Origin of the sequence: Amycolatopsis keratiniphila subsp. keratiniphila, from assembly GCF_001620365.2 — a bacterium.
Lineage (GTDB): Bacteria > Actinomycetota > Actinomycetes > Mycobacteriales > Pseudonocardiaceae > Amycolatopsis > Amycolatopsis keratiniphila.
Window position 1 is genome coordinate 38,799 of sequence record NZ_LQMT02000002.1, and the last position, 24,217, is coordinate 63,015.

A 24,217-nucleotide genomic window follows, 5' to 3' on the forward strand; every position below is an offset into this window, starting at 1 on the left:
CACGAACTCTGTCGACGATCCTGAACGCCGAACACGCTCCCGTCAAGCCGAGACTGAGCCGAGTCGCATCTGTCATAACAGCTAGCGGTGCAGTGTTTGTGCAGATCGCAAGGTTTTCAACACGGGATGAGCGAGTCGGGAGTTACACCCCGCGTTTTACAGTCCCGACCGCTGCGTCGTCATGGTTAGCGGATCTTGCGGACCAGGCCGGTGTACCCGGCGACGGCGAGGGTGGCCAGCGCCCACACCGCAGCCTGCAAGACCCAGATGGCGACGGTGAACCATTGCCCGGCGATGCTGGCGGTGTCCAGGTCACAGCGGGACCGCACGCCGGTGGAAGCGAGGGGCAGGCCGCGGTCGACGCCCAGGCCGACCTGTTCCACGAACGAACACATCGGCGGAGGTGGGGCTGAATTGCCGGTGAGCGGGCTGGCTTGCTGCGGCAGGGTGTTTTGGGTGCGTTGGGCGGCGTGGTGTCCGTTGGCGGTGGGGGTGTTGCCGGCCCAGACCCCCAGCGCGCCGGCAACGAGGAGCACGGCGAGCAGGGCGAGAGCGGTGCGGCCGGTGCGGTAGCCGTACCCGGCCAAACCGCCCCAGATGGCGTGGGCGAGGCGGCGGAGCCGGTTGCCGATGTCGCCGCGGGAGCGACGGTCCTGTTGCTGGACGACGAGAATGCGGCGGGTGTCACGGTCGTGTCCGACGGCGGTGCGGGCGGCTGCGAGTTGCTGGTAGGGCTGGGGCCGGTAGTCCTCGGTGTGGTGGCGCAGCAGGTGCAGCCACTGCTCCCACGTCACTCTGGACAGTCCGGTGTAGACGAATCCATCCAGGAACATCGTGCGGCGGGAATCCGGGCAGACCCGGCGGGCGCCGGACGGACAGACCACCTCGGGGGGCAGGAAGACCCGCTCGCAGTGGACATCGTTCAAGGCCAGCAGCACGCCGGCGCTGCTGGTCACCTGTGCCCTAGTGAGGTCGAGTTCACCGCTGATCCGAGCACCGAGCAGGTCGACCGCGGCCCGCTCGCAGTGGCCGGTTGCGGTGAACCCGTCCCGCATGAACAGGTCTCCCTCGACCCGCAGTGCGTGCGCGTGCAACGCGGGCCCGATCTCGTTGGCCAGCCGCGCCCCGTCGAGAGCCAGCTGCCCGGCGATGTGCGCACCGTTCAAGTCGACCGCGGCCCGCTCGCGGTGGCCGGTTGCGGTGAACCCGTCCCGCAGGAGCAAGTCGCTCTCGACTCTGAGCCTATTCGCGTGCAACGCGGGCCCGTTCTCGTTGGCCAGCCGCGCTCCGCAGAGATCCACCTGCCCGGCGATACGAGCACCACGCAGGTCGACGGCGCCATACTCGCCGTGACGACCGGTGGCGGTGAACCCATCCCGCAGGAACAGGTCTCCCTCGACCCGCAGCTTTGGCGCGTGCAACGCGGGCCCGATCTCGTTGGCCAGCCGCGCTCCGCAGAGATCCACCTGCCCGGTGACGTGAGCACCGTGCAGGTCGACCGCGCCCCGTTCGCCGGGGCCGGTGGCGGTAAACCCATCCCGTAGAACCAGGTCGCCCTCGACCCGTATCGCGTACCCGCGCAGAGCGGGTACGTGGCAGCCCCGCATGTGCAGCCAGGGCAGTCGGGCGCCCACGAGCTGGACGGTCTGGTCGACCGCACAACGATCGAGCAAGAGTCCCACGCTCGCCTCGATGCGGTTCATGTCGAATTCGCCAGTGATCCGCGCTCCGCCCAGCCGCACACCGCGCGGGTCGAGCTCACCGTGCCGGCCGAGCAGCAACTCTCGCAGCACCCGGGCTCGCACCTGGTGCGCCGGGTCATCCGAGTCCCGCAGGTCGCAGACGTCCAGTTCGCTGCACCTCAGTAACTCACCGGCGCAAGTGGAGTTGATCAAGGCTCGCTCGGTATCGGTGAGATCGGTCAGCATCCCGGGCCGTAAGGCCTCGCTCGCACTGGTGTCGGTCACATCACGCATAACCCGAACCACCTCTTTACCGTTACACCTTGTCACAAACTGCCACCCGACTAGCCGTGACGGAAACGGCACGCGACCACACGGGCATCGACAAGGCTCCAGCTCGCGATCACGGGTCTCCCGCGGCCGTTCCCACGCCCGACCACGTCCTACCGAGCAGGAAACATGTGTTCGAGACGCAGCCGCTCGCAGCCGAATACTGCACACTCGAATATGCGCACTGCACCAGTAGTGGCTGACATAACACCAGGTAGTGAACCCGACACCACCCCGACCAGTGAACCATCGCAGCGACTGGCATGGTTGACTCGACTTGATAACAGGCTAGGCCGTAAGAGTGACCTGGGAGGCACAGTGGACGAACCCGACCTGACCGGCGCGACCGTGTACGAAGCCGCCGACAAGCCCACTCTCGGCGGCGGCCGCTGGTACGTCCTGCCCGACGACACCACCTACTACCAACCCTTCGGCAGCACTCCCCGCCGTGCCCTCGTCCCGGCTTCCACACTGCGCGACATGCCCACCTGGACCGAGGTGACGAGCTAACCTCGCGCCCGAGGGCTCTGTCCGCCTGGCGCACACCGCTCTGTCGCACGACAGCCATTCGCGCCGAAATCACGATCCAGCTCGACGCCCGCCCGAACTCCGCCAGCGCGTCGATCTGAACCGTCCCCAGCCCCGCGTGTGCGACGACGAAGGCTATGACCGACGAGGCACGGCGGGGGCCGCCAGTCCGCCTTTGCCGTCGAGCTCGACGTCCGTATGGGCGCTCCGCTGTAACACGCTCAGCAGCGCACCCGAGTGTTCCTCGTATTCAGACGGCAACAGGAACGGAGCTGGACGTGACAGGAAACGACGCGAAGTGTTCGGAACCGATGCCAGCCGAAGCTGTAGACGATCCGGACTTGGCCACTGAGCTGCTTCTCGCGGAGTACAAGGCACTACGCGATGAGATCGTAAAGAAGATGGATCATCGGACGGCCCTGGTGGTGTGCTCGGTGACGGTCAGCTCCGCCGTGCTCGGCTTCGGGATCGACCGCAAGAGCGCACCGCTCCTGCTGGTGTCACCGCTGGTGTCGCTGTTGCTAGGCATCCTCATCCTGTTCACCAATTCGCAGATCGGCATGGCCTCGGACTACCTGCGCACGCGGTTCGATGACCCGCTCCTCGCCCCCCGGCACAAGCAGATCGGGTGGCATGCCTCGAACATGCGCATCGCCTACAGGTTCGGCCTCCAGACACTCAACTTCCGGATCCCGCTGGCTCTGATCGCGGGCTCCCCGGTCGTGGTGTCGGTCCCCATCGCGCTGTCAAACATCGGCAGCTGGGCGACTACGACACCGATCTTGATCGTCGTTCTGCTGCTGCTGATCGTATATACGGTTCAGTCATTCACTCTCTGAACCGGGTCCGCCTTAGCTAGTCAACTAGCGCTGGAAGATGCCAGCTAGCGCCTGTCACGTCCACTGCTCGTCGGCAGGCTTGTTTTCATGAGGGGAGTTCAGGATCTCGTCGCGCAGCCGGGCCAGGACTTCAGCGTTGTGCCGCATCACACGCGGGTCGTAGTTGTGGTTCTGCTTCAAGGCCGAGATTTTGCCGAGGACTTCCTCGTCGGTCAGGTGCGCCAGCCATGCCGACACCTGTTGGCCGTTAGGGAAGTCGTAGATCTGGCCGAGGTGTTCGACTAGGTTGATCCGCGCCGATGCGGCACTAAGACGTCGCTTGTAGCGGCTCGCAGCTGACGTCAACGATCCCGCAACTACCGCACGGCGTTCATCCTCGTGTCCGACACTGATTTCGTAGCGCGCGGGAAGTGGCGGCTGGGGCGGTTCCGACCCTGTGATCAGGCGTGGTAGCGCCTGGCAGCGGACCCACTGGGAGATCTCGTCGAGCTCCTGCATGAGTACGGGCCACCGATCCGTGCGTGGTCTGTTGATCCCGATTGTCGGAAACAGGGTGACGGGGACCTTGGTTCCGATCGGGGTCTCCGCGATGACATCGCCCACACATAGTGGTTTCTCGGGTTGTTTCGGTAGGTCCTCGATCGAGCGGAGCACCTGATCGTCGCGGTACATGGCGGCCAAGCGAACGGTCGTTACCACCGGGGTCCTGTGTTTCGCGTGGTTCGTATGGAGAACCAGACGAGCCAGCGGGTGCATCTGCGGTTCCGCCGGGCGTTGGAAGGGCTGCAGGCCAGCTACGCGCCGAAGAAGTTCGCTTCCCGCTCTCAGTGACAAAGGTCCGTGCCTCACCCGATTCTTCTTCCATTTCTCGAACTTCTCGTACGCGTGCGACGCGGGCATCTCCACGAGCTGAGCCGCCTTCTCGTCGAGTGGCGCACCGTCTGCGAACTCGACCTCGGCGAACAGCGCGTGCTCGAGCGCGGCACGCAACGCAACCAGCGCGTCAGCCACCAGCAGCGGCACCTTGCGGGGGATAGGGGCCACGCGATCCACCACAGTCCGACTGACTGGCCCAGCCGGCACCTCGCGCAGGCAGAACACGCCGTCGGACTGCGTGTGGTACTCGAAGAGTAGATCGCTGATCTGCTCGATCAACTCGTCCGCGTGCGCCAGCGTCGCCGCGACGCCGAGATGACGCTCAGGAAGCCAGTCGTAGGTCGAGTCCACCACTCCGCGATCGTAGTCGCCCATCGCCGCGGCTGCGCTCTTCATCCACACCGCCGAACCATCACTCAGACTGAAGGACGGAAGGAACCCAGCGATCGCCGGACACCGGGCGTATCGCGCCCACCGGGGCGACGAGGGAGCGTTTCGGGGTGGCGGTCGGCCACTGCGGCCGGTTACCGGCATTGCGCCCGGAGTCGATGTTCGCGGAAATAGGCGTCCCTGGTCGCCTGCCAGACCTCACCGCATCCGCTTTGAGCGGCGGTGTCTCGAGCTTGGTCGCTGTCGCGGCGTTCAGTGATTCGAGCCTGACGTCGCCATTTGCGCAAAGTTCGATGCGAGCCTGATGGGATCATTGTTCTCTGCTCGCGAACATCGGGGCGCGAACCGGCAGCGTTGCTAGCACGGTTCGCACCTCGACACCGAACGACGGTTTGCTAGTTGTTCTTCATGAGGAGTGTGCCGTACTCAGCCACGGTCATCGGAGGACAACGAATATAGGATCGGTTGCCGATCGACGTCCAGTTCGGTGGCTCCCGGTCAATTAGTTCGCCGCCGACCAGAGCCCTACAAACCACTGTTGCCTTGTAGTGACCTGTGCCTGAATGACAGACGCCCTCCCAGCCCTCCCAGAGCCTGGCGCGATGATCGACGCAATCCTCCGGCCACGGCCGGGGCGACACTGCTGGCCGAGCCTGCGGTTCTGCCGTAGATGCTACGGAGACCGCTGGGGAGAGCAGGCCAACAGACGCCACGGCCAAGCCAGAAAATAATACATTTACCCAAGTTCTCGTCATTGCAAATATCCCCATTCCTGGCTCATTTTAACGAGTTTCGTTATTTGCGGATTCGTTCCAGGTTGCATATACGGCTTTCTCGGTTCCTCGGCAATATGCCAACGACGACCCGATTTGCCGCCACGGGCCATGCCGGTGGATTAGCTTCCCTTCATCATTCCTGCAGACAGCGATTGCCTGCCACGACCCGCCGTTGTGCTCAAAGCACCAAGCTTCCGTGTAGTCTCTCGGTTGAACCTTTGCCTGACAGTTGGTCGGCCACCCCATTATTGTGGCACCTTGCGATTCAAGATTTCGATAAGCTTCCTCGGATTTCTCGGTTCCAGCCGAAGCCCCAGCGGGGCCAGCAATGGCCACAGTTAGGGCAAATGCCGAAGCCGCTCCTGTCAGAATTGCACGTTTCCTCATATGACTCGCACTCCAAAGTGCATTTGGAATCCTTCACTCAAGAGAGTCGTGAACTTGCGCTAGCGACAGTATTCACAGCTACTCGCAGAAAGCTTGCAGAAAGCTCGCAGAGTCTGCAATTAACCCTCGCCGGGTGCGCTGCTCAGTCTGGCCGAACGACTGGACTTGCCGCGCCCGCTCCTGCAGCGCATCATCGACGTCGACCGCGACCAGCGCCCGGAAATCGGCGACGGCTGGGTCACCGCCGCCCTGCTGGCGATCCGCTCCACACTGCATGACCTCGACCACCCCGAAGACGAGGAAGAGGATGACGTCACGCCCCGCCCGGCACTGCGCGTCGTCACGGACGAGGAGGAACAGCCCAGCCCGTGGTGGCATCGCTTCGTCAACCACGGCCGCTGACCCGGCTCAACCGCCCCTGAACGCACGAAAGCCCTGGCCGAACTCGGCCGGGGCTTTCGGTTAGTTGTCGATCTTGTATTCGCGGCTTTCCAGTTCGGTGATCACGGCGGCGAGCCGCTGACGGTCGTTTCCTGATCCAAGGGGCTCGGCGGGGCGTAGCGTCACTCGCCGTTCCACATGACGAGGTGGTTGGCCTCGCCGCTGATGTGGATGGCAGCGTCGTGGTCGGGATCGCGCAGGGCTTTTCGGTTGCTTTCGGGCGCGAGGTGCAGTTTTCCCGCTTGGGAGAGCCATTTGAGGTGTTCGTCCTGGGCGGCTCGGCTCGCGCCCCGCTCGTCGAGACGGGGCCGCGGCCGCGCGTTACGGCAATGCCGCCCGGGTGGTGCCGAGATCGGCGAGGAGGTCGCCGAGGTCGTCGACGCGGTCGAGGACGCCGTCGGCGGTGAACACCAGCTGTGCTGGACGGCGGCAGGCACGGACTTCTTCCCAGGTGACCGGGGTAGACACCGTCGGGTGGTCGCGGCCGCGCAACGAGTACGGGGCGACGGTGGTCTTGGCGGGGTTGTTCTGGGACCAGTCGATGAATGCCCGCCCGGTCCGCTGGGCTTTGGCCATCACCGCGGTCACCCGGTCCGGTGTCTCCCGGGCCAGGCGTTGGGCGAGTTTCTTGGCATACGCCGACGGTGCAGCGGGATCGTCGGTGGTGATGGCGCAGTAGAGCTGCATGCCCTTCGAGCCGGACGTCTTCGCCCACGGCGCCAACCCGTCGTCGGTCAGGGCGTCGTGCAGCCGTTCGGCGACACGGCAGCAGTGCACGATCGAGGTTCCCGGCCCGGGATCGAGGTCGAACACCAGCCGGTCCGGCGGACGGCGCTTACCGCTGCCGTCGACTGTCCACTGTGGAACGCGGAGTTCGAGTGCGGCCATGTTCGCCGCCCACACCACCGCGGCGAGCTCGTCCAGCAACGCGTACGTGATCGGCTCACCCGAACCACGGCTGCCGCTGCGAGCGATCCGGACGGTCGGCAGCCACGCCGGCGCGCCGTGCGGGGCGTTCTTCTCGAAGAACTGCTCACCGCCCACACCGTCCGGGAAGCGGATGAACGTCACCGGACGCCCGGCCAGATGCGGCAGCAACACCGGCGCGATACGCGAGTAGTAGTTGATCACCTCCCCCTTCGTGAACCCGTCCGAATATAAGGACTTGTCCAAATTGGACAGAACGAGTCTCCTGGCACCGGCCTGGACGGTGATCTTCGCCCCCGCCACCGGTGAGGCCAGGGGCTGATCCTCGGCCACCGGTTCACCTTGTGCCTACCCCCTTCAGGGGGCGTGACCTGCGAGAACGGCCGACACGTGGGGTCCGACTTAGGCGGATAGCGGAGGACGAAGCTGATAGGCCGGGTCGGCGGCCCCGCGGTTGGCATGTAGGTTCTCAGGCCGATGTCGTAACCTCACGAACGATGTCGTACCGATGTCGTATACGACATCGCGGTGAGATTCTTTGCTCGCGCGGTCCTTTCCGCGCCGACCGGCGAGGTTTCGGATGGTAGCTCGGCTCAGGTGCGCAGACCTTTCAGGATGATCGCGAGACCGCGTCGGAATTCCGTGTCGGGCGTGAGTCCGCCGGCGGTGCGCGCGGTGTCGTGCAGGTGCGGGAACTCGGTGTGGGGCAAGGCCGCCATGGCCGTGGTCCCAGCGCCGTCGAGCGCGGCGAGGTGTTCGGCTTGGATGGCCCCGACGAGGTAGTTCACGATGGTGCGCTGGGCGACGACGCGTGCGCTGCCGGTGAAACCGGCACCGGTGAGGACGCCGAGCATGGCCTCGATCCACTCCAGTGAGCGGCGGGAGCTGTGTCGTTGCCGCAGTAGGAGTGGGACCGCCTCGGGATGCGCCTTGGCCGCATCCCGCACGCGTCCGGTGAGGACCATGATCTGCTCGTTCCATGGGCCGTCCGCGGGTACGTCCACGGAGACCGGTGCCCACATGTGGTCCAGGATGAGGCGCTCCAGCTCGTCGCGGTCGTCGAGATAGCGGTAGAGCGCCATCGTGCTCACACCCAGCTCACGGGCGACCGTGCGCATCGACAACGCAGCGTAGCCGTCGCGGTCCACGACGGCTATCGCGGCTGCCGCGATGGTGTCGGTGGTCAGGGAGCGTGGTCGAGGCATCCCCGTAAGTATATCGTGTACGCTAACAGGCGTAGGTGTACGGCGTACGCTCATTGGAGCGGCCGAAGTGATGGAGTGGTGACGACATGACGGACGGTGGTCTGGCCGGCTGGATTCGTGCTCATGGGCATTCGGTCGCGGCACTCGACCTGGAGGCGCCCCTGGACGACCTCGCCCCGTTGGCGGAGATCATCGGTTCGGCGCGAGTGGTCGGTCTGGGCGAGAGCTCCCACCACGTTCGGGAGTTCTATCAGGTTCGTCATCGGATGCTGCGGTTCCTCGTCGAACGATGCGGGTTCACCGTCTTCGCCGTGGAGGCGCCATTCACCGAGGGCGGGTTGCTGGACGATTGGCTCGGTGGTGGTTCCGGTGCGGTCGAGGATGTCGCGGCCGCCGCGATCGCCCTCAGTCTCGGCGACGTGCCGGAACTGCACGATGTCCTGCGCTGGCTGCGGGCGTACAACCAGCGGACCGACGGTGCGCCGGTGCGGTACGCCGGTGCCGACCTCCCCGGCTCTCTGGGGTCACCGTTGCCGGGGATCGAGGCGATCGCGGCGTACATCGAGGCCTATGACCCGGACGCCCTGCCTACGCTGACGCGGGCCCGCGAACTCGTCGGACGCTTCCACGATCCAGCGCCGATGAAGGTCCTGTTCGGATACCCCTCAGCAGACCAGGCGGAGCGGGACACGTTGACCGCGGTGTTGGCCGAACTGGTCGCGCGGATGCAGCGGCTGGCGCATCGGCAACGTGCCCGTGGCCGAGCGGCCGAACACGCCGTGGCGGCACACCACCTGCGTGGGGCGTGGCTGCTCGACCAGGTGCACCGCGCCATGTCCGCAGAGGGAATCGAGATCGCTTCGACCTTCCGCGACGTCTACCTGGCCGAGTCGATGCTGCACCAGTTGGAACAGGACTCCAGCGCCCGGATCGTCCTAGCCGCGCACAACTGGCACCTGAAGAAGGCTCCGGAACCATTCGGCACCGGCGAGCTGTTCCCCGCCGGATACCACCTCGCCGCCGAACTCGGCGCGGACTACCGGGCCATCGGAGTGACCTCCCGTGGCGGTCGCACCGCGGTCGCGAGCGGCGACCTCACCGGATCCACTGGCTTCCCTTTCCAGGAAGCGTCCCTTCCCCCGCTGGAGGACGCGGCCATCGAGTCGGCTTTCCCGGACTCCGCGCCATGGACGCTCGCCGACCTACGCGCGGCGAGTACAGTCTCCGACGCTGAGAGGTACACCCGGATGCGGATGGCGGACTATTTCTGCGACCAGCCCGCGTTCGACTGTTTCGACGCCGTTGTCTGCGTCACCGAGACCAACGGAACGGCATACACCCGCCCGACCTGACAGCCCGGCGCATGAAGCTCTGAACGCAGGTGCACACGCCCCTCTCGCGCCCAAGGAGGCCCTCGCAATCCAGACCACGCTGAGCGAGGACGGCTTGGAGGTCGTTGATGAGGTCGCCGCAGGTCAGCCATAGGCAGCCTGACATGTCGGATACGAACGGACAAACAAGTTGATGTTGGGCCGTTCGTGTGGTGTCGGCGACATGCCGATTCCGCGTGCCGGTTGAACCGGTGCTGCCAGTGGGACTGTGTGGCTACCTGCTGGAACGTTGCCGAGCTGACCTCGGTGCTGGCCTTCGCCAAACAGTTCCACCTCCGCGAGATCGCCGAGAACGGCGAGTTCACCGAGGACGGGCACGAACGCTGGCCGGTCTGCCGGGTCGGGCTGACCGGCAACACCGGCATGAAGGATTTCAATCGGGCGATGCTGGAGTGCTTCGGTCATCCCGGCCACCAGCGCGGCACCACGGCCCAGTTCGCGCATCGCGCCCTGGACTGCATGCTCGCCTGCCAGGTCAGGCTGTTGAACGTCGATGATCTGCATTTCCTGCGCTGGCGGGCAGCTCTGGTGTCGAAGGTTTCCGTCCACCGCGGGGCGGAAGACCCGCCGATCGAAGTCACTGCGGCGCAACCAGCAGCGACGCGGACTGGCGAACACGAAGTCACCATCGTGACCGTCCATGTGATCCCGCAACTGATCGATCAGGAACGGTGGCAGCGTGATGGTGCGTGCCGATGCGGGCGTCTTGGGCGGCCCGAGCCAGAGCCGATGGTTGCCCTCATGCAAGCAGCCGGTGTCCGGATCGATGACGATGCAGCCGTCGTCGAGGTGCGTGTTGACGCGGCGCAGACCGGCCAGTTCGCCCCAGCGTGCCCCGGTCCAGCCCGCGGTCACCACCAACAGCCCATAACAGCGGCCGCCGAGCAGCTCCGCGTTGTCGGAGATCCGGACGACTTGCTCGGGCGTGGCCCAGACCCGTTCTCCGCGGGGACGGGTGACCGCTCGCGGCGCCGACCACGCCGCGCCCTCCTGCGCACGGGATTGACGGCGATGAGGCGCTCGTCGACAGCGTCGTCAAGCATCATCGAGAACACCGTGACAATGCCGGCCACCGTCGACCGGGCGTAACGGCGCCGCAACTCCTTGACCCACAACGTCACCGCCAAGGCGGTGATATCGCCGACCGCGGTACTCCCCCACCGCGGCTCGATCTGGGTACGGACCCGGCTGCGATAGTTCTCCTCGGCGCGGACCTCCACGTCGAGAGTCTCGGTCCACAAGGCAACCCAGGCGGACACACTGGTCTTCGCCGCCTGCGGGTCCAACCAGATACCACGCCGTTGATCGGCCTCAATCTGATTGGCATAGTCATCGGCCAACTTCTTAGTACCGAAGCCAGAACGCGACCCGATCCTGCCGTAAGCCGTGGGATAGCGGACACGCCACGAGCGCGAGCCGATCTTCTCTGTCCAAGCGCATACTGACCTCCCGGGCGCCAGCGTCGAAAATGGACAGACCCGGTATGCGCCACCGATTGACAGTTCGCAACTTGATCTCTGACCGGCCAGCAAACCCACGGCCGACTAGTACGCCTGGTACACCGTCGCACCGGAACCGCTTGAAACTGGAGCTCCCCTGCTGCACGCGCGAGGTCCGCTCGCCGACCGGCCCGCACGCCTCACCGACGCGGAACGCGACATCAGACGTTGAATAAATGGCCAGGCCAGGACAGCTTCACGAGATCCCACTCGTGGCCCGGCGGTTGACTGGTACTGCGACCTCAAATATCCAGAGGAGCCCGTCATGACGACTTGATGGGATCGAGTCAGGTGCACGGTCACGGTCGGCGCGGCGACCAGCACACGGCGAGGGCATTAGGGGTTGCCAACGGTGACTGGGACATAAGTCTCCACATTGATGATCTCGCAGGACACGTTCGCGGCTTCGAGATGAGCGGCGATGTCGTCGCAATGGGCGTTGGGGAGCGCGATCGCCAAGAGTCGCCGCGCTCTGGTGGCCGCGACATAGAGAACTCGGAGACTTTCGGCTGTCTCAGCGGGGTGCACCCCAGACTGCCATGCGCGGATGAGGTCGTCGGCGCGGTTGTCGCTGGGCACGATGACGAGCACCGCGTCCGCTTCCTCGCCCTTGACTTGGTGTACGACGCTGGCACGAGGACGCGGGCTGGCCGGAGATCCGGCGCTACTTGTCCCCTTCGCAGTTCTGGTGGTCGAGGTACGTGCCTGGAGGCTGCCAGTGTGGCTGCGTCGGGACATTCCAGGAATGGGCGGTGTGGTCTTCAAGTAGGTGTTGGCGGCCTTGCACCAGTCAGCGGACGGAGTCTCGCCCGGGGTGGATAATGCGTCTGCCATCCTTCCGGCCTGGCGTCGAAGCCTTGAACGGTCGACGCCGAGCTGCTCGCAGGCCGTGGTCACGGTGCGGTTTTCGACCTCGGCGTCGGTGAACCAGTAGCGGAGAATCGTGCGTTCGAGGATCTCGCAGGCGGTCTCGCGCTGTGCGGGAGTGACGGTGTCCGACACCAGGACGCGTGCGGCCCATTCCGCTCGGGCCGAGTGGTTGTCCGGAGGCATGACCGCCGTGTTACGCACCCCGCCAGGCAGCTTGGCCGCAGCATGCGCGAGCACGAGCCGCTGCTCCAGCGCGATGCCCCGGGCTTGGGCGTACTCGTTAAACACGTTGAGGATCTCCTCCCCTAGGGCTTCGGAACCACGGATGAGGACAACGCCCCCTCGTTCGTCGTGACTCGGGCCAACCGGGTCATCGGCTGTCCTCGAAGGAGCCGGACGAAGAGTCGCGGCCAGCGCGCATATCGCGGGACTGCTGCGCCAGTTACCCACCAAGTCCACGCGAACGCCGAGCGTGAGGCCGAACGAGCGGACACGGTCGGGCAGTGCACCACGGAATTCGTAGATGGCCTGGTCTGGGTCGCAGACGAAGACCAGTGGGATACCGGCGTCCCTCAACTCGGCCAGGATGGCCAGATCCAGGGCTGAACAGTCTTGGGCCTCGTCGATGACGACCTCGGCGAAGCGTCCCGTCAAGATGGAGGTCACGTCGCGTCGATGTTGGCTCAATCCACGGAGGGCAAGGATACGTGCCTCGTGCCCGGTAATGTGCCCCTGCTTGGCCAGCGCGTTACGTCGCCGAACAGCTCGTTCCGCCGCGGCGTCGAGCATCCTCAGACTCTCCAGGATCTTGTACGCCGCCGCGTTCTTCGTCCTGAACTGGAGTTGCGCCCGACAATGCTCCGCCCCCGGGGCGCGAGTCCACTGGAAATCGCTCAACCGCAGAATGTGCTTCCTTCGTCCGTCCCATACGTCGACCGTCGCGCCGATGCGCTCCCACGAGTCGATGCGGTTCCAGGTCCGGTCCGAGCTGAGGAAGGGCCGGACGAGGTAGCGCCACAGGAACGAGTCGATGGTGCCGACGAAATTCGGGAAGTCGGCGAGATGAGGTCGTCCTGCATCCCGGCACCGCCTGGTGACTTCGTCACACGCGACATTGGTGAAGGACACCACGGCCCGGCCGCGGCGGCCACCGGCCGCTGCGAGGTGCCTGTCCACGATCACCCGGGTTTTGCCTGCCCCCGGACAAGCTTGTACGAACAGGGGCGCGGGGAGGGTGGTTGCCCGCCGCTGCTGTTCCTGCGCCGCGGCACGTCGCTGTTCCAGAGACGTCACTGCTGTGCCTCGGAGATCCAGATGATCGCCTCCTTCAGGTAGGAGGGCACGGTGAACCCTTCCTGCTGTGCACTCAGCTCGGCGATGTCCTGGGCGAAGTCGCCTTTGCGGAGGTTCTTCTTCTGAAACTCATCGAGGAAGGCCGCAAGGATTTGATCTCCGTCCGTAAGTTTCTTAATCTCTTCCCAGACTTCGGGTCCGACCTTAGGACGCTGACGGTTGAATGCTTTTTCGATCACGTCCCTGTTGCTCGTAGAAGCGGCGAGCAACTCCGGTTCGAGCGTCGGTTTTGCCATAAAGACCTTCAGTCTCTCGGAGGCGCCGAGTTCGGAAGCCAGGTCACCGAGGAGTGTCCGGCGATCTGCGAGAACGGCCGGATCCTCGTCGGTGATCACCGCGACCCGCTCGGCGATACGCCCCTCGTCGAACTCCGTCAGCAGCACTCGCACGTACGGTCCGAAGTCGACACCATCGATCGCGACGACCGTGGTCCCGACGAAGCGCGCCCAGCTTGCGCGGTCTTGAGCCATCTGCTCGTCGCCAACTGTCTTGGCGTTGCGGCCGGTCGGGAAGAGCGGCGTCGCCGGCGGGCGTCGTAATACTTGCCTACCGAACACGGGGAGGAGAAGCGACTCGGCGATGCCTTCGACGAGTACGACGCGTGGGCCGAACAGCATCGCGCTGCGCGTGGCATCGAGGTAACGCTTCAACTTCGCGTGTCCACCGGCCAGGTCCAGTTTCGCCAACGGGATCGTCTTGGTTTCGAACAGGCTCAGGAGTTCTCCCAGCGACGGGCCGGTCTCAGACGTTAGCGCCGATGTAGTGTCCAGGCATTCCTGTTCAGCGCTTGCATCGAGGCGCTTACGTTTGACTACAACGAGGTCCTCGACGGCGACAGACGAGGTAATGAGCGGCGAATGCGTGGTGACGATGACCTGGATCCGCCCGGCATGGTCCGGCGACACGGGGTCATTGGCCGAGGCTTCCGCAGCGTCGCGCAGGTATTCGACCAAGAGCGTCTGCAGCTGTGGATGCAAGTGAGCTTCCGGCTCTTCGACCAAGAACACCGTCAGATCATGATCCCGAGCGGCACGCAACTCCGCGACGACAGTCGCGATATACAGCAGGTTCGCGTACCCCAAACCCGAACCCACGATATCGCGCGGTGCCAAACCTTGGTCGGCCATCCGAATCCGGAGCGAACGGGCAATCGAGAGCAGCGTCGGGTCCGCGAAGGACACATCCGCGTCTTGCGGACTGGCACCGGCCGAAACGTCCGCGAGCGGCGTCCGCACAGCGGTCTCCACTCCCTTGAGAACGCTACCGGCCCGAGAACTGGTTCTTATCGCCTCCAGTGTCTCCCGCATCTCGCCGACGAACTCGGGCTCCTCCACCTTGAGTTCCGCCAGGAGGTAGTTCAGGATCACCCGCAGCCGGCTTCCCGAACCGGAGTTCAGCTCTCGTTGCGCGTCCCGTAGCGGCGGAAGGTATACGTGCCTCAGGCGTCCGCGGGCCTCCGGTTCCGGATCGCGGTCGGTCGAGCGGCCATGACCCGCGACCCAATGGACCTTGCCTCGAATCTCTGTACCAACCGGTGGACTGTACGAGACCTTGTATCGGACAGACTTCATGTCCTCGAGCAGGCCTTGGCTGTACGTGCCCCGCTGCTCGAATGCGGTCACCTCGTAAGTGGCTGTCAAGGAGACCTCGTCGACACCCGGCATCCGTGCGACATCGTCGGCATCCCAGTAGCGGTCTCGCCTACCATCGAGCGGATCTGTGACCAGCCTGATCACATCGAGGAGGTTTGATTTGCCGCCGTTGTTCTCCCCGATGACGACGGTCAGGAACTCACGGACCGGCACGCACACCTTCCTCAGCGAGCGGAAGTTCCGAGCCTCGACCGAAACGAGCTTCACCTGTGCGACTCCTTGCACCGAGCCGCAGCCCGAACGTGTGATCACCATGATCGGTGTTACACAGAGTCGTACCTTTAGGCCGAGGTGTTACACCGAGCCAGTACCGACCGCTTGCCGGACGGCACACACGCCACATGGGCCGCTCTGAGGGGGAGTGTTCGATGGTGACACCCGCCGCAGACCGATCCGGCGCACCACGTTTAGATAGGCCAGGACGGTCCAGTTGGCGCCGAGCGACAGAGCGGCCGTCACTGGAGGTCGCGGGTGCCATGAAAGCAGGCGAACCTCGCCGCTCAGGACCGTGGCCACCACCCACGGATGTCCCGGGTCAGGACACCGCACTCCCACAACCTGGTCAAGACGGTGGCGGGTTGACGTCGAAGTGTTCGCCAACTCGTGCCAGGTCCAGCCGAGATAGTAAAGACGGATCGTTTCATCGACTTGCTCAGGCGACAGCTCCCGTCGGCGCATCTGCACACCGTTGCGATGGAGAATCTTGCTGACCGTTCGCCGATTGATGCCGAACTGGGCACCCAGCTACGTGCCCCAGATAGCCCTCAATCAGCGTCTGGATCCGAACTGCGGCGAGTTGACGCGCTCGCCGCAGTTTGCGCCGGCTGTCAGGCCGTGAAGCTGAGCACTCGAATTGTCAGTCCAGTTGCAGCCTTGCGGCAGCCTGTGGTCCCGGTTAGCTCGCTCCGGCTAGCCTGGCGAGAACGGCGGCGTCGGCCTGCTTAGACCCAAGCTGCCGAGCACATGACACGACGTCGGGTCTGGGCTCAGAGGCCGTGGTGACTTCTAACCTCTGCTACGCTCATACCATCCTCCTGGCGAGGTCGCGGCCGTGCGTAAAGGGCTGCGATGGCATGAGCGGCAGGGTTCCGGCACCCCCGCTTGCGATGCCGAAGGGTGTGGGGCACCCGCTTTGCGCGCAGTGATGAAACTGATCGCAGGAACGTGACCATGTGCGGGCCGGAACGCGGAATGGATCACGCATGCCCTCATCACCCCGTCGCAAGCTCAAAGACATCCGGCGCTCGTACACCGGCGAAGACAAGGCAAGCGCGAAGGCTGGCGTAGGCAGGGGCGACCTCGGGCTCGATCGCTGCTCACCTCCACAGCGACGATTCCGCGCACTCCTGGCGATCTATCTATTCAACGCCAACATGGCCAACACGCCTTTCGATGCTCAGCACAGCGCGTACGCCTTCCTGTCCTACAGCATGGCCGTGTCGCCGTGGTTCGACGCCTTCGTCTGTGTCGTGCCTCGTGCCGTCGAGAACGTCGTCGGCCGGCTTTTGGCCTCGCCCACGGATCGTGACCTTCAGTACGGGGTACCAGGGCTACGCGTAACCGCTGCCGTCGACTTCAGGACGTACCACCTCGTCCACCTGCCCACCGGCGCGAAGATGGTGATCGCCTCCCGGGCGGACTTTCCGCCCGTGAGCGAAATCCAGCGCGTCGGCCCATACCGCGAAACCTGGAGCGCGGAGCACTACGTTGGCGCCGAGAACCCGCTCACCGAAGTTGAACGCGAGGCCCTGTCCCGCATTCCCTCGATGTCTTCTGGAATCGAGCGGATTCTCGCGGCGCTTGTATCCCGGCTCGACACCCGCGACCCCTCCGGCAAGTGGGCAATGGGGATGTGGTGGTACGACCCGCTCCTACGCCCTCGTCCCGCGGAGTATCGCCGCGGCCGCAAGATCGCGCTGTGGGGTCAAGGCTCGACCTGGGACCTTCGATGGAATGGCTGGCCGTCGCCAGAAGACCTCATCGCGTGTTTGACGGCCCCTGTTATCGGCGTTCCGCATCTCACTGCCGCACAGCGCTCGTCATCCGAATGGGTTATAACACTCGACGGGTGCCACCTGACGTTGAGGTACGCACCGTACGAACGCCCATGAGCACGACGCGCATTCGCCGATTGCGGGATCGTATACTCTTGCCGAGTACTCGGAGCGCAAGGAGCCGGGGCTGCGGCGGATCTACCCAGACGGTCCCGCTGGCGGCAAGAGGGTGTGGGGCACCCACCTTGCAATTCATCAGTGTTGGTTCGTCAGCATGTCTGGCACGTGTCTATAGTCGAGTCTGGGCGGCAGGAGACGCGCCATGCCTGAAACTTCCCGTAAGCACTTCGCCGACCTCCGTGGCCAGTTCACTGGCGAACCTCGCTCACTCGCTGCACGCGCTATCCCGCGGATCACTCCCGGCACTACACCGCCAGCATTGGGTTTGGACACCTGCAACCCTGCCCAGAAGCGGTTCCGCGCGTTCGCCGCACCGTTCTTGCTCAACGCTGGAACTGCGCCGATCCGACTTCGGAACGCGCACGCCCAGCTCGCCAGCAGCTCGGGAGCCTCCCGGATCGGGTGGAGCAACGTCGTCGTCTCCCCCCAATACAACGACCTGAGCATCCTCGCTGAGGATCCCGATCACCTGGTGCAGTGCCTCGCCGACACCACCGGCGACTCGATCTACGGCATCCCCGGATTACGCCCCGTGGGGGTGGAGGGACGTGGCGACGCCCTGCTGATGAAGCACCTTCCCACCGCAGCGTGGTTGCGGATGCGCTACCACAGCCATTACACGCCTAAGCTGCGAACGCCACCATGGTTCTTCCCCACCAACTGGCGACGCCTACGACGTGACCTCGTCCTGGGCCCACAAGAACGCAACGCCCACGACACGATCCCCCCGATGGGCGAGGACGCCATGGACTTGCTCGCCGGCTTAGTCGCCAGGCTTACCTGTCGGCACGAGGAGGAACAATGGGCAGTCGGCTGGCTGATTAGCGATCCCATACCACGCCCCTATCACCAGCAGAGCGGATTCGACTTCATTCAGCTGTGGGGAGGCCAAGATCACTGGACACTCCAGTGGGGCGGCTACGGCTCAGTACCGGCGAGTGACGTAGCCCGAGCACTCACCCACCCAGTCGTCGGAATCCTCGGCGCCCGCGCCACGAGATCAGGCGAAACGCGCGCCGAAGTCCACCTACGAAAAGCTTGCCTGACGCTAGAGGTACACCATGTCCCCAGGTCCGAGTACTTCGCCAGAGCGAATCACGCTGAGCCGGGCGAGGCGAAGCGATGAGCCGGACTCAAGAGCCGACTTCGTGGAAACACATAGTAGACAGTTGCCTCCGCGATCACCGGCGGTTCCGCCGCGTACTCGTCCTGCTCCTCGTCCTCGCAGCCTTCACGATCACACTCGTGGCCATCGCAGGCTGGCCACTGGCCGGCATCGCCTCGATAGCAACCTGCGCCTTGGCACACCGCCGAACGCGCCAACAGCTTCCACCCAATTGACGAGCGGCGCCAGCGCAACGCCACTGTGGGTGGCCACCGCGTACGGTTCGGTGCCCTACGGTCGGATATGCCAGCACAACGCGGTAGCCACCACGCATAGATCAAGTTGTTCCACCGCTGCCGCGTAAATCGCGCCTGCCTTACGAAAGGCAGATGCGGCCGGTATGGCATAGCGGCAAGGTCACCCACCTTGCCCGCTTCGCGGGCAGCTCGCAACTTGATCTCCGACCGGCCAGCAAATCCACGGCTGACTAGGCCCGTCCTCCTGAGACTATGACGCAAACTCGGTGGCCGTCCCAGGATCTTCTGAATCGAGCAGTTTGAATCGCGGCATATCCGACCGCCGCTCCTGGCTCGACCATGATTCCCATGGCCTCAAGTTCTTTTGTGGCACCAATAATTTCCAATTCCTCAACCAGCAGGATATCGTCAATGAAATTTCGTGCAATGCTGCGGATAATTGCACGGCGCTCTAAATCGCCAGATATACAATCAGCTACGGTTGAGACAGCCCTAACTGGTCCTGAAATTCCATGAAATTCATTATAGTAATACGGCGAGTTTGCTGCTTGTACTCCGACGAGCCTTGGTGCTCGAGGTCGGCATGCGCTTAAGGCTAGGCCGATGCCCGATATCAACCCTCCGCCGCCAATGGGCGCCACAATAAGAGACACACTCGGAGCATTTCTGATTATTTCAGGAACAATACTTGCCGCGCCGTAGGCAAATGGCCAGCTTGCGCCTGGCGAAATGAATAGAAAACCGCGATCCGCCGCGAACTCGCTAGCTTTGCTCGAAGCTTCAGAAAAAGAACTCTTGCTGACATGGATTCTTGCACCCAGACTTTCAACGTATTCGCGCTTTTGTAGCATAGAATCTTCCGTACAGAACATGTGAGCTTCGATACCCCTGATTCGCGCAGCCAAGGCTACAGCTTTTCCGGTATTGCCCGACGAGACGCAAACTATGCCAGGCGGACTGATGCGAGACATGCTAATTTCGGCTTGCACGCCACGCCATTTAGAAGTGCCGCCAGCCTGCCGGTCTTCCCGCTTGAGCGCCACGCCTCGATGCCATGTCAGCGGGGTATGAACAACCTTTCCTTCAATTGCACAAACTGCCTGATTCATTTCCTTCAGGCTCCACGGCTGGGTGTTCATAACGCTGCTCCCGTCAAACGATGGTGGATATACTTTAAAGGCCTTGCAGTTCTGGGTGTCAGAACCTGCATCCACATAATACTGGTTGACTTGATCCTTTCACTATTAACGGGTTTAGGCTCCTTGGTTAGATCATCCTCGCAGGCAATTATTTTGAGGGTAAGGCGTCTCTGCCGAACCGGGTGGTTCAGTTGCTCCGACCGGGTAGCGTAAGCCGCGCGTCGGAGCCTGTGCTCTGCAGGCACCGAAGAGTATGCCGTCCCATGGTTGATGCGATGGATGCGCGAGCCCTGGTCAGTGGCGCGGTTGCCGGATCAGTGGTTCAGGCAAGCTCTATCCGCCAAGTGGTTCTGGATGCGCTTTACGAAGGGAACGACGCCGGTTCCTTGGCAACCGCCTTCGGCGACAAACGACTTTGTCGGTCGTGTCGAGCAACTCGCAGTTCTCGACATTGTGCTGCGCGAAGCGCGAACGACTGCCAGCGTCGGGACGGTGATGATCCCGACGTTGGATGGCACCACGGGCGTCAGCAAGACCACTCTGGCGGCGTGGCGGGCGCGCCAGGTGCAGGAGTATTGGGGTTGCCCAGGGTTTGGTTGACACCCGACCTGCGAAGCTTCGGCTTCGCTCTGGAAGGATGTCATCGTGTCTAAGCCTTATCTTCATGGGTTTCGTGACGACGACGTCGTGCTCACCCGTCAGGGCAGGACCCGTTGCGGCAAGTCACCAAGGATTTTGGGACTTCCGAGTCGTTCCTGGGCAGGGCTTGTCAAGTTTTCTGTGTAAGTGATCGAAAAATAAGGTTCTATTTGATTTAGTGGGTGATGCGTTCGGGGAAGGCGATTACGAGGGAGCCGAGGGCCTCTTCCAGCCTTGGATGGGTGGCATCTTCGACGAGTTTGACGGGGGCGCGGCGTTCGGCTGGTGGCAGGCCTTTCTCTTTGGCTCGTTGACGCGCTCGTTTGTCCTTGATGCTCCGGATCCCGAGCCAGAGCAGTTTGATGATGGCGTCGTTGCGGAAGCGCCCCCGGTTTTAATGATCTTGCAGAGTTGGTAGTTCAGGGACTCGATCGCATTGGTGGTGTAGATGATTTTTGCGGACATCCAGGGTGAACTTGAGGAATGAAATGACCGTTTCCACGCGTTTTCCCAGGTCATGACCGCCACGGGTTAGCGGTTCCCGAGGTCAGAGGAGGCGAACGCGTCGAGCTCGAGGCGGGCGGCCTCGGCGGTGGGCGCGGTGTAGATCGGTTTCAGTGCGGCGGCGATCTTCCTGCGGTCGGTGCAGGACACGAACCACATCGCCGCACGGATCAGGTGGACCGTGTAGGTCTCCTCGATGGCCTCGGGAAACCCGGTGAGCCCGTCACAGCACACGATCAGCACGGCCCGGATTCCGCGGTCGCGCAGCTCGGCGCAGACCCTCCCCCAGAACTTCGCGCTTTCCGCGGCCTGACCCCAGATCCCAGCACGGTTTCACGCCGTCCAGATCGACACCGACGGCGACGTGAGCAGCCTTGTTGCGCACGACGTGGCCGTCACGGACCTTCACGACCAGGGCGTCGAGGTAGATGATCGGGTAGATCTCGTCCAGCGGCGCAAGCTGTATCTGTGCGATCAAGGACTGCTACTCCAACAAGATCGTCGGATACTCGATCGACTCCCGCATGAAGTTCCTCACTCGCCATCGCCGCTCTGTGCAACGCAATCACACTGCGCGACCCGGCCGGGGTCATCGTGCACTCGGACCGCGGCAGCCAGTTCCGGTCGAAGAAGTACCATCTACACCACCGCGTCGGCGGCCTGAAACCCCCTAACCTCTGTCACAACCAAACGCTGGGCAGTCCCTCATCGGGCGGTGTGTGTACTGAATGCTGGCTCCCTGTATTCCTCCCCGTCTGGCTATCTGTCGGCTCGTGCTGACAGGAAGACGATGCGCCGAAGCACGGACAGTCCACCGCATACAACACGGACAACGACTGTGCAAATGGGTGAATCTGTGGTCCGTTGACTGTGGGGCTGGGACACTCGCGGACAGGGAATGTCGCAGCCGGGGAGGGTGCTGTGGAGATCAATTTGTTGGGAAATGTGGAGATCCGTGGCCACGGCCGTATACACCGGTTGTCAACCTCCAGCGGCTACTGTGTACTTGCCGCACTGGCTCTCCAGCCCACGACGCCGATTCCGGCGACTACCCTCCTTGACTGGCTGTGGCTACCGAGTCAGCAGACCGACAAATCAGCTGGTAGTCTCACCAGATTTGTCACCGAGATCCGTGGGGCGATCGAGAAGGCGGGTGGTGACCGTGCCTGGCTGCGTTACTCCAGCGGCGCCCGCACCTACTGTCTGGACATCGACGCATCACTAGTGGACTACCACCGGTTTACCCGCCTCGCGGACACCGCACGCGTTAAAGCGGATGTAGAGATGTTTGACCGAGCTTTGGCGCTGTGGCGAGGAAAGGGCGAACCTTTAGCCAACGTCAAGAGTCTTTGGGCGGACCGCCGCAGAACCGACATGAAAGCCGTCCTCCGCACCGTTCGGCACCATCTGTTCGAGGCATTGCTGGCTACCGGGAAGCCCGAGCAAGTCATCCAGGAATTGGCCTACGTGGTGGAAGAGAGCCCGACAGATGAGTTCATGGTCGATGGCTTGCGGGCATTGGCCGCCGCCGGGCGCCACGTCGATATTCCAGAATGGACCACGCGGCTGACCAGGCTGATGGACGAGATCTTCAGTGTCGCACCGGCGCCAGCTTCGGTCGCGTTGGCCAAGCGCCTAACCTCCGATCCGGGCGAGCGGGCACTCACCCCCCCCGTTCACCGCACAATTGTCGGACGCAGCGCCATCAGCAATGTTCAGCATGCGGAATGGACTACCCCACTTCACCGGACGTCAATCCGAGCTGGAAACTCTAGCGAAACATGCCCGGACTGTGATCGATGGCCAACCACGGGCAGTGAACCTGCATGCGGTATCCGGCATGGCCGGCGTTGGTAAGACCACGCTATGCATTCGGGCCGCGCACCTGCTGGAGAACTATTTCCCCGGTGGCAACCTCTTCCTCGAACTACACGGCCACACCCCAGGACGCAAACCGGTGTCACCGGGTGACGCGCTGGACTCACTGCTGCTGGCAGCTGGTGTGGATCTGTCCACTTTGCCACCTAAACTCGACGACCGAGCACGAATTTGGCGACAGCGCATCAACGGCACACACGCGCTGCTGATCTTCGACGACGCCGCAGACCACGACCAGGTGCGGCCTCTGATGCCGGGAACGCCCACTTGCCTGGTGCTGATCACCAGTCGACACCGCCTCGCTGGCCTAGACGGTGTAGCACCGATGGCCCTGCACCCGATGCCAACTGAAGACGCTCGGCAACTTCTCCTGCGCTCAGCCGACCGGCCCAGCCAACTCTCCGACGACGAGGCCGTAGCCGAGATCGTCGGCCGCTTCTGCGGTCACCTTCCGATGGCGATCTCCATCGTCGGTGCTCGCCTGCGAGACCACCCTCGATGGAATGCTCGTCATATCGCAGACCAACTCGCCGACGACCACGAGCGACTGAACGGCCTGCAGGCAGGGGACCTGTCGGTGCCCGGAGCATTCGCGATGTCCTTCCGCGCGATGCCAGCCGACCGGCGCCGCCTGTTTCAACTGCTCGGCGTGCACCCGGGGCCGGAGTTCGACGCCTACGCGGTAGCTGCGCTCCTCGGCAGTGATCGGGCCGCCGCCAGTCGCGGTCTGGACGACTTATACACCGACAACCTGATCATGGAGACCACACCCGGTCGCTACCAACTGCACGACCTCCTACGCGACTACGCCATCACCCTGGCCGAAGGCCTGACCGACGCTGATCGCCGCCAAGCACTAGACCGAGTGCTCAACTACTACCTGCATGCGGCGCTTGATGCCAATAGTTATCTTCCTAGATATCAGGCCTTAACCATGACTATAAGCACCACGCCCGTGGACACCCCATATATCCGAAGCGCGGCGCAGGCCTGCCAGTGGTTTGCCATCGAACTGTCTACCCTGACAACCTGCGCCACACGCGCCGCTGCGGCCGGCCAGCCGCACCGCACCGTGCATCTCAGCGCTGTACTCTCAGCTTACCTCCGCGTCATGAGCCTTACTGAGCAAGGAGTGCGGCTCCACAACACCGCGCTGGACGCCGCCACCCGAATCCACGATCGGTTAGGGCAAGGCTACGCCCTCAACTACCTCGGCGTCGTGCAGCGCTTGTGGGGTGAGTTGGACGCGGCCAAACACAACCACCAGCACGCTCTGGAGCTCTTCGAACAGGCTGGCGATCGGTTGGGACAGGGCTATGCCCTAAACGACCTCGGTCGTGTGTTGCGCTTGGAGGGCGCGTTCGACGCGGCCAAA

At 63.7% G+C, this 24,217-nt stretch carries 18 protein-coding genes and 2 pseudogenes; 10 read left to right on the forward strand and 10 right to left on the reverse strand.

The features are described from left to right. Positions 1-185 precede the first annotated feature (185 nt). Positions 186-1,976: a hypothetical protein gene (locus AVR91_RS00380; protein ID WP_158077375.1), complete on the reverse strand. Its 1,791-nt coding sequence runs from the start codon at positions 1,974-1,976 to the stop codon at positions 186-188. 354 nt (positions 1,977-2,330) lie between these two features. Here AVR91_RS00380 and AVR91_RS00385 point away from each other — a divergent pair, with 354 nt between their 5' ends. Then, complete coding sequence (locus AVR91_RS00385; protein ID WP_063271701.1) at positions 2,331-2,522, forward strand: hypothetical protein; 192 nt, start codon at positions 2,331-2,333, stop codon at positions 2,520-2,522. 296 nt (positions 2,523-2,818) lie between these two features. Further along, entirely contained in the window at positions 2,819-3,379 is a 561-nt protein-coding gene (locus tag AVR91_RS00390; protein ID WP_063271700.1) for a hypothetical protein, read from the forward strand. 54 nt (positions 3,380-3,433) lie between these two features. Here the strand turns inward: AVR91_RS00390 and AVR91_RS00395 are convergent, their stop codons facing one another. Beyond that, the gene (locus tag AVR91_RS00395; protein WP_228709092.1) at positions 3,434-4,651 is read right to left on the reverse strand and encodes a hypothetical protein; all 1,218 of its coding nucleotides are present in this window, start codon (positions 4,649-4,651) and stop codon (positions 3,434-3,436) included. Positions 4,652-5,973: 1,322 nt separating this feature from the next. Between AVR91_RS00395 and AVR91_RS00400 the strand changes: the two genes are divergently transcribed. Further along, the gene (locus tag AVR91_RS00400; RefSeq protein WP_063271699.1) at positions 5,974-6,210 is read left to right on the forward strand and encodes a hypothetical protein; all 237 of its coding nucleotides are present in this window, start codon (positions 5,974-5,976) and stop codon (positions 6,208-6,210) included. Positions 6,211-6,570: 360 nt separating this feature from the next. Here AVR91_RS00400 and ligD read toward each other — a convergent pair whose 3' ends face one another. Beyond that, positions 6,571-7,509 carry a non-homologous end-joining DNA ligase gene (gene ligD / locus AVR91_RS00405; protein WP_228709093.1) on the reverse strand — a complete coding sequence of 313 codons (939 nt, stop codon included), beginning with the start codon at positions 7,507-7,509 and terminating at the stop codon, positions 6,571-6,573. A 260-nt stretch (positions 7,510-7,769) separates the two neighbouring features. Further along, on the reverse strand, positions 7,770-8,381 hold the full coding sequence (locus tag AVR91_RS00410; protein WP_063271698.1) for a TetR/AcrR family transcriptional regulator: 612 nt from the start codon (positions 8,379-8,381) through the stop codon (positions 7,770-7,772). Positions 8,382-8,467: 86 nt separating this feature from the next. Between AVR91_RS00410 and AVR91_RS00415 the strand changes: the two genes are divergently transcribed. Next, a complete protein-coding gene (locus tag AVR91_RS00415) occupies positions 8,468-9,733 on the forward strand; it encodes an erythromycin esterase family protein (protein WP_063271697.1) in 1,266 nt (421 codons plus the stop codon). 123 nt (positions 9,734-9,856) lie between these two features. Here the strand turns inward: AVR91_RS00415 and AVR91_RS43080 are convergent, their stop codons facing one another. The 4 genes from AVR91_RS43080 to AVR91_RS00430 form a co-directional block, all read right to left on the reverse strand. Beyond that, a complete protein-coding gene (locus AVR91_RS43080; RefSeq protein ID WP_211282599.1) occupies positions 9,857-10,633 on the reverse strand; it encodes a site-specific integrase in 777 nt (258 codons plus the stop codon). Further along, positions 10,624-11,112: a hypothetical protein gene (locus tag AVR91_RS43085; RefSeq protein ID WP_158077377.1), complete on the reverse strand. Its 489-nt coding sequence runs from the start codon at positions 11,110-11,112 to the stop codon at positions 10,624-10,626. Before AVR91_RS43085 ends, AVR91_RS43080 begins: the two co-directional genes overlap by 10 nt. Before the next feature lie 495 nt (positions 11,113-11,607). Continuing rightward, on the reverse strand, positions 11,608-13,434 hold the full coding sequence (locus AVR91_RS00425; RefSeq protein WP_063271695.1) for a UvrD-helicase domain-containing protein: 1,827 nt from the start codon (positions 13,432-13,434) through the stop codon (positions 11,608-11,610). After that, positions 13,431-15,353 (reverse strand): ATP-dependent nuclease, encoded by a 1,923-nt coding sequence (locus AVR91_RS00430; RefSeq protein ID WP_063271694.1) that lies wholly within the window; start codon positions 15,351-15,353, stop codon positions 13,431-13,433. Before AVR91_RS00430 ends, AVR91_RS00425 begins: the two co-directional genes overlap by 4 nt. A gap of 995 nt (positions 15,354-16,348) precedes the next feature. On the opposite strand from AVR91_RS00430, the gene AVR91_RS00440 reads away from it, so the two are divergent. Both AVR91_RS00440 and AVR91_RS00445 read left to right on the forward strand, forming a co-directional pair. Beyond that, positions 16,349-17,257: a hypothetical protein gene (locus AVR91_RS00440; RefSeq protein ID WP_143253833.1), complete on the forward strand. Its 909-nt coding sequence runs from the start codon at positions 16,349-16,351 to the stop codon at positions 17,255-17,257. 205 nt (positions 17,258-17,462) lie between these two features. Further along, positions 17,463-18,446: a hypothetical protein gene (locus AVR91_RS00445; protein ID WP_143253834.1), complete on the forward strand. Its 984-nt coding sequence runs from the start codon at positions 17,463-17,465 to the stop codon at positions 18,444-18,446. Positions 18,447-18,912: 466 nt separating this feature from the next. Here AVR91_RS00445 and AVR91_RS00450 read toward each other — a convergent pair whose 3' ends face one another. Then, a complete protein-coding gene (locus AVR91_RS00450) occupies positions 18,913-19,821 on the reverse strand; it encodes a pyridoxal-phosphate dependent enzyme (protein WP_076857226.1) in 909 nt (302 codons plus the stop codon). A gap of 279 nt (positions 19,822-20,100) precedes the next feature. Here AVR91_RS00450 and AVR91_RS42580 point away from each other — a divergent pair, with 279 nt between their 5' ends. Continuing rightward, the gene (locus AVR91_RS42580; protein WP_143253835.1) at positions 20,101-20,421 is read left to right on the forward strand and encodes a hypothetical protein; all 321 of its coding nucleotides are present in this window, start codon (positions 20,101-20,103) and stop codon (positions 20,419-20,421) included. Between the two features lie 214 nt (positions 20,422-20,635). On the opposite strand, the pseudogene AVR91_RS43600 reads toward AVR91_RS42580, so the two are convergent. Then, positions 20,636-21,427, reverse strand: a pseudogene (locus AVR91_RS43600) (IS256 family transposase); the annotation flags it as partial. Here AVR91_RS43600 and AVR91_RS42585 point away from each other — a divergent pair. From AVR91_RS42585 to AVR91_RS00480, 3 genes and pseudogenes are all read left to right on the forward strand, one after another. Next, positions 21,408-21,600 (forward strand): annotated as a pseudogene (locus AVR91_RS42585) (DDE-type integrase/transposase/recombinase); the annotation flags it as partial. The pseudogenes AVR91_RS43600 and AVR91_RS42585 overlap by 20 nt on opposite strands. A gap of 285 nt (positions 21,601-21,885) precedes the next feature. After that, entirely contained in the window at positions 21,886-22,821 is a 936-nt protein-coding gene (locus tag AVR91_RS00475; protein ID WP_076857228.1) for an AfsR/SARP family transcriptional regulator, read from the forward strand. After that, the coding region (locus AVR91_RS00480) for an NB-ARC domain-containing protein (RefSeq protein ID WP_267284086.1) at positions 22,781-24,217 on the forward strand (1,437 nt) is incomplete at its 3' end. The genes AVR91_RS00475 and AVR91_RS00480, both read left to right, overlap by 41 nt.

Coding starts and splice junctions, on each gene's coding strand:
- AVR91_RS00380 (WP_158077375.1), bottom strand. CDS start 1,976: ATGCGTGATGTGACCGACACCAGTGCGAGCGAGGCCTTACGGCCCGGG.
- AVR91_RS00415 (WP_063271697.1), top strand. CDS start 8,468: ATGACGGACGGTGGTCTGGCCGGCTGGATTCGTGCTCATGGGCATTCG.
- AVR91_RS00395 (WP_228709092.1), bottom strand. CDS start 4,651: ATGAAGAGCGCAGCCGCGGCGATGGGCGACTACGATCGCGGAGTGGTG.
- AVR91_RS42580 (WP_143253835.1), top strand. CDS start 20,101: ATGCGCGAGCCCTGGTCAGTGGCGCGGTTGCCGGATCAGTGGTTCAGG.
- AVR91_RS00410 (WP_063271698.1), bottom strand. CDS start 8,381: ATGCCTCGACCACGCTCCCTGACCACCGACACCATCGCGGCAGCCGCG.
- AVR91_RS00445 (WP_143253834.1), top strand. CDS start 17,463: ATGCCTGAAACTTCCCGTAAGCACTTCGCCGACCTCCGTGGCCAGTTC.
- AVR91_RS00450 (WP_076857226.1), bottom strand. CDS start 19,821: ATGAACACCCAGCCGTGGAGCCTGAAGGAAATGAATCAGGCAGTTTGT.
- AVR91_RS00440 (WP_143253833.1), top strand. CDS start 16,349: ATGCCCTCATCACCCCGTCGCAAGCTCAAAGACATCCGGCGCTCGTAC.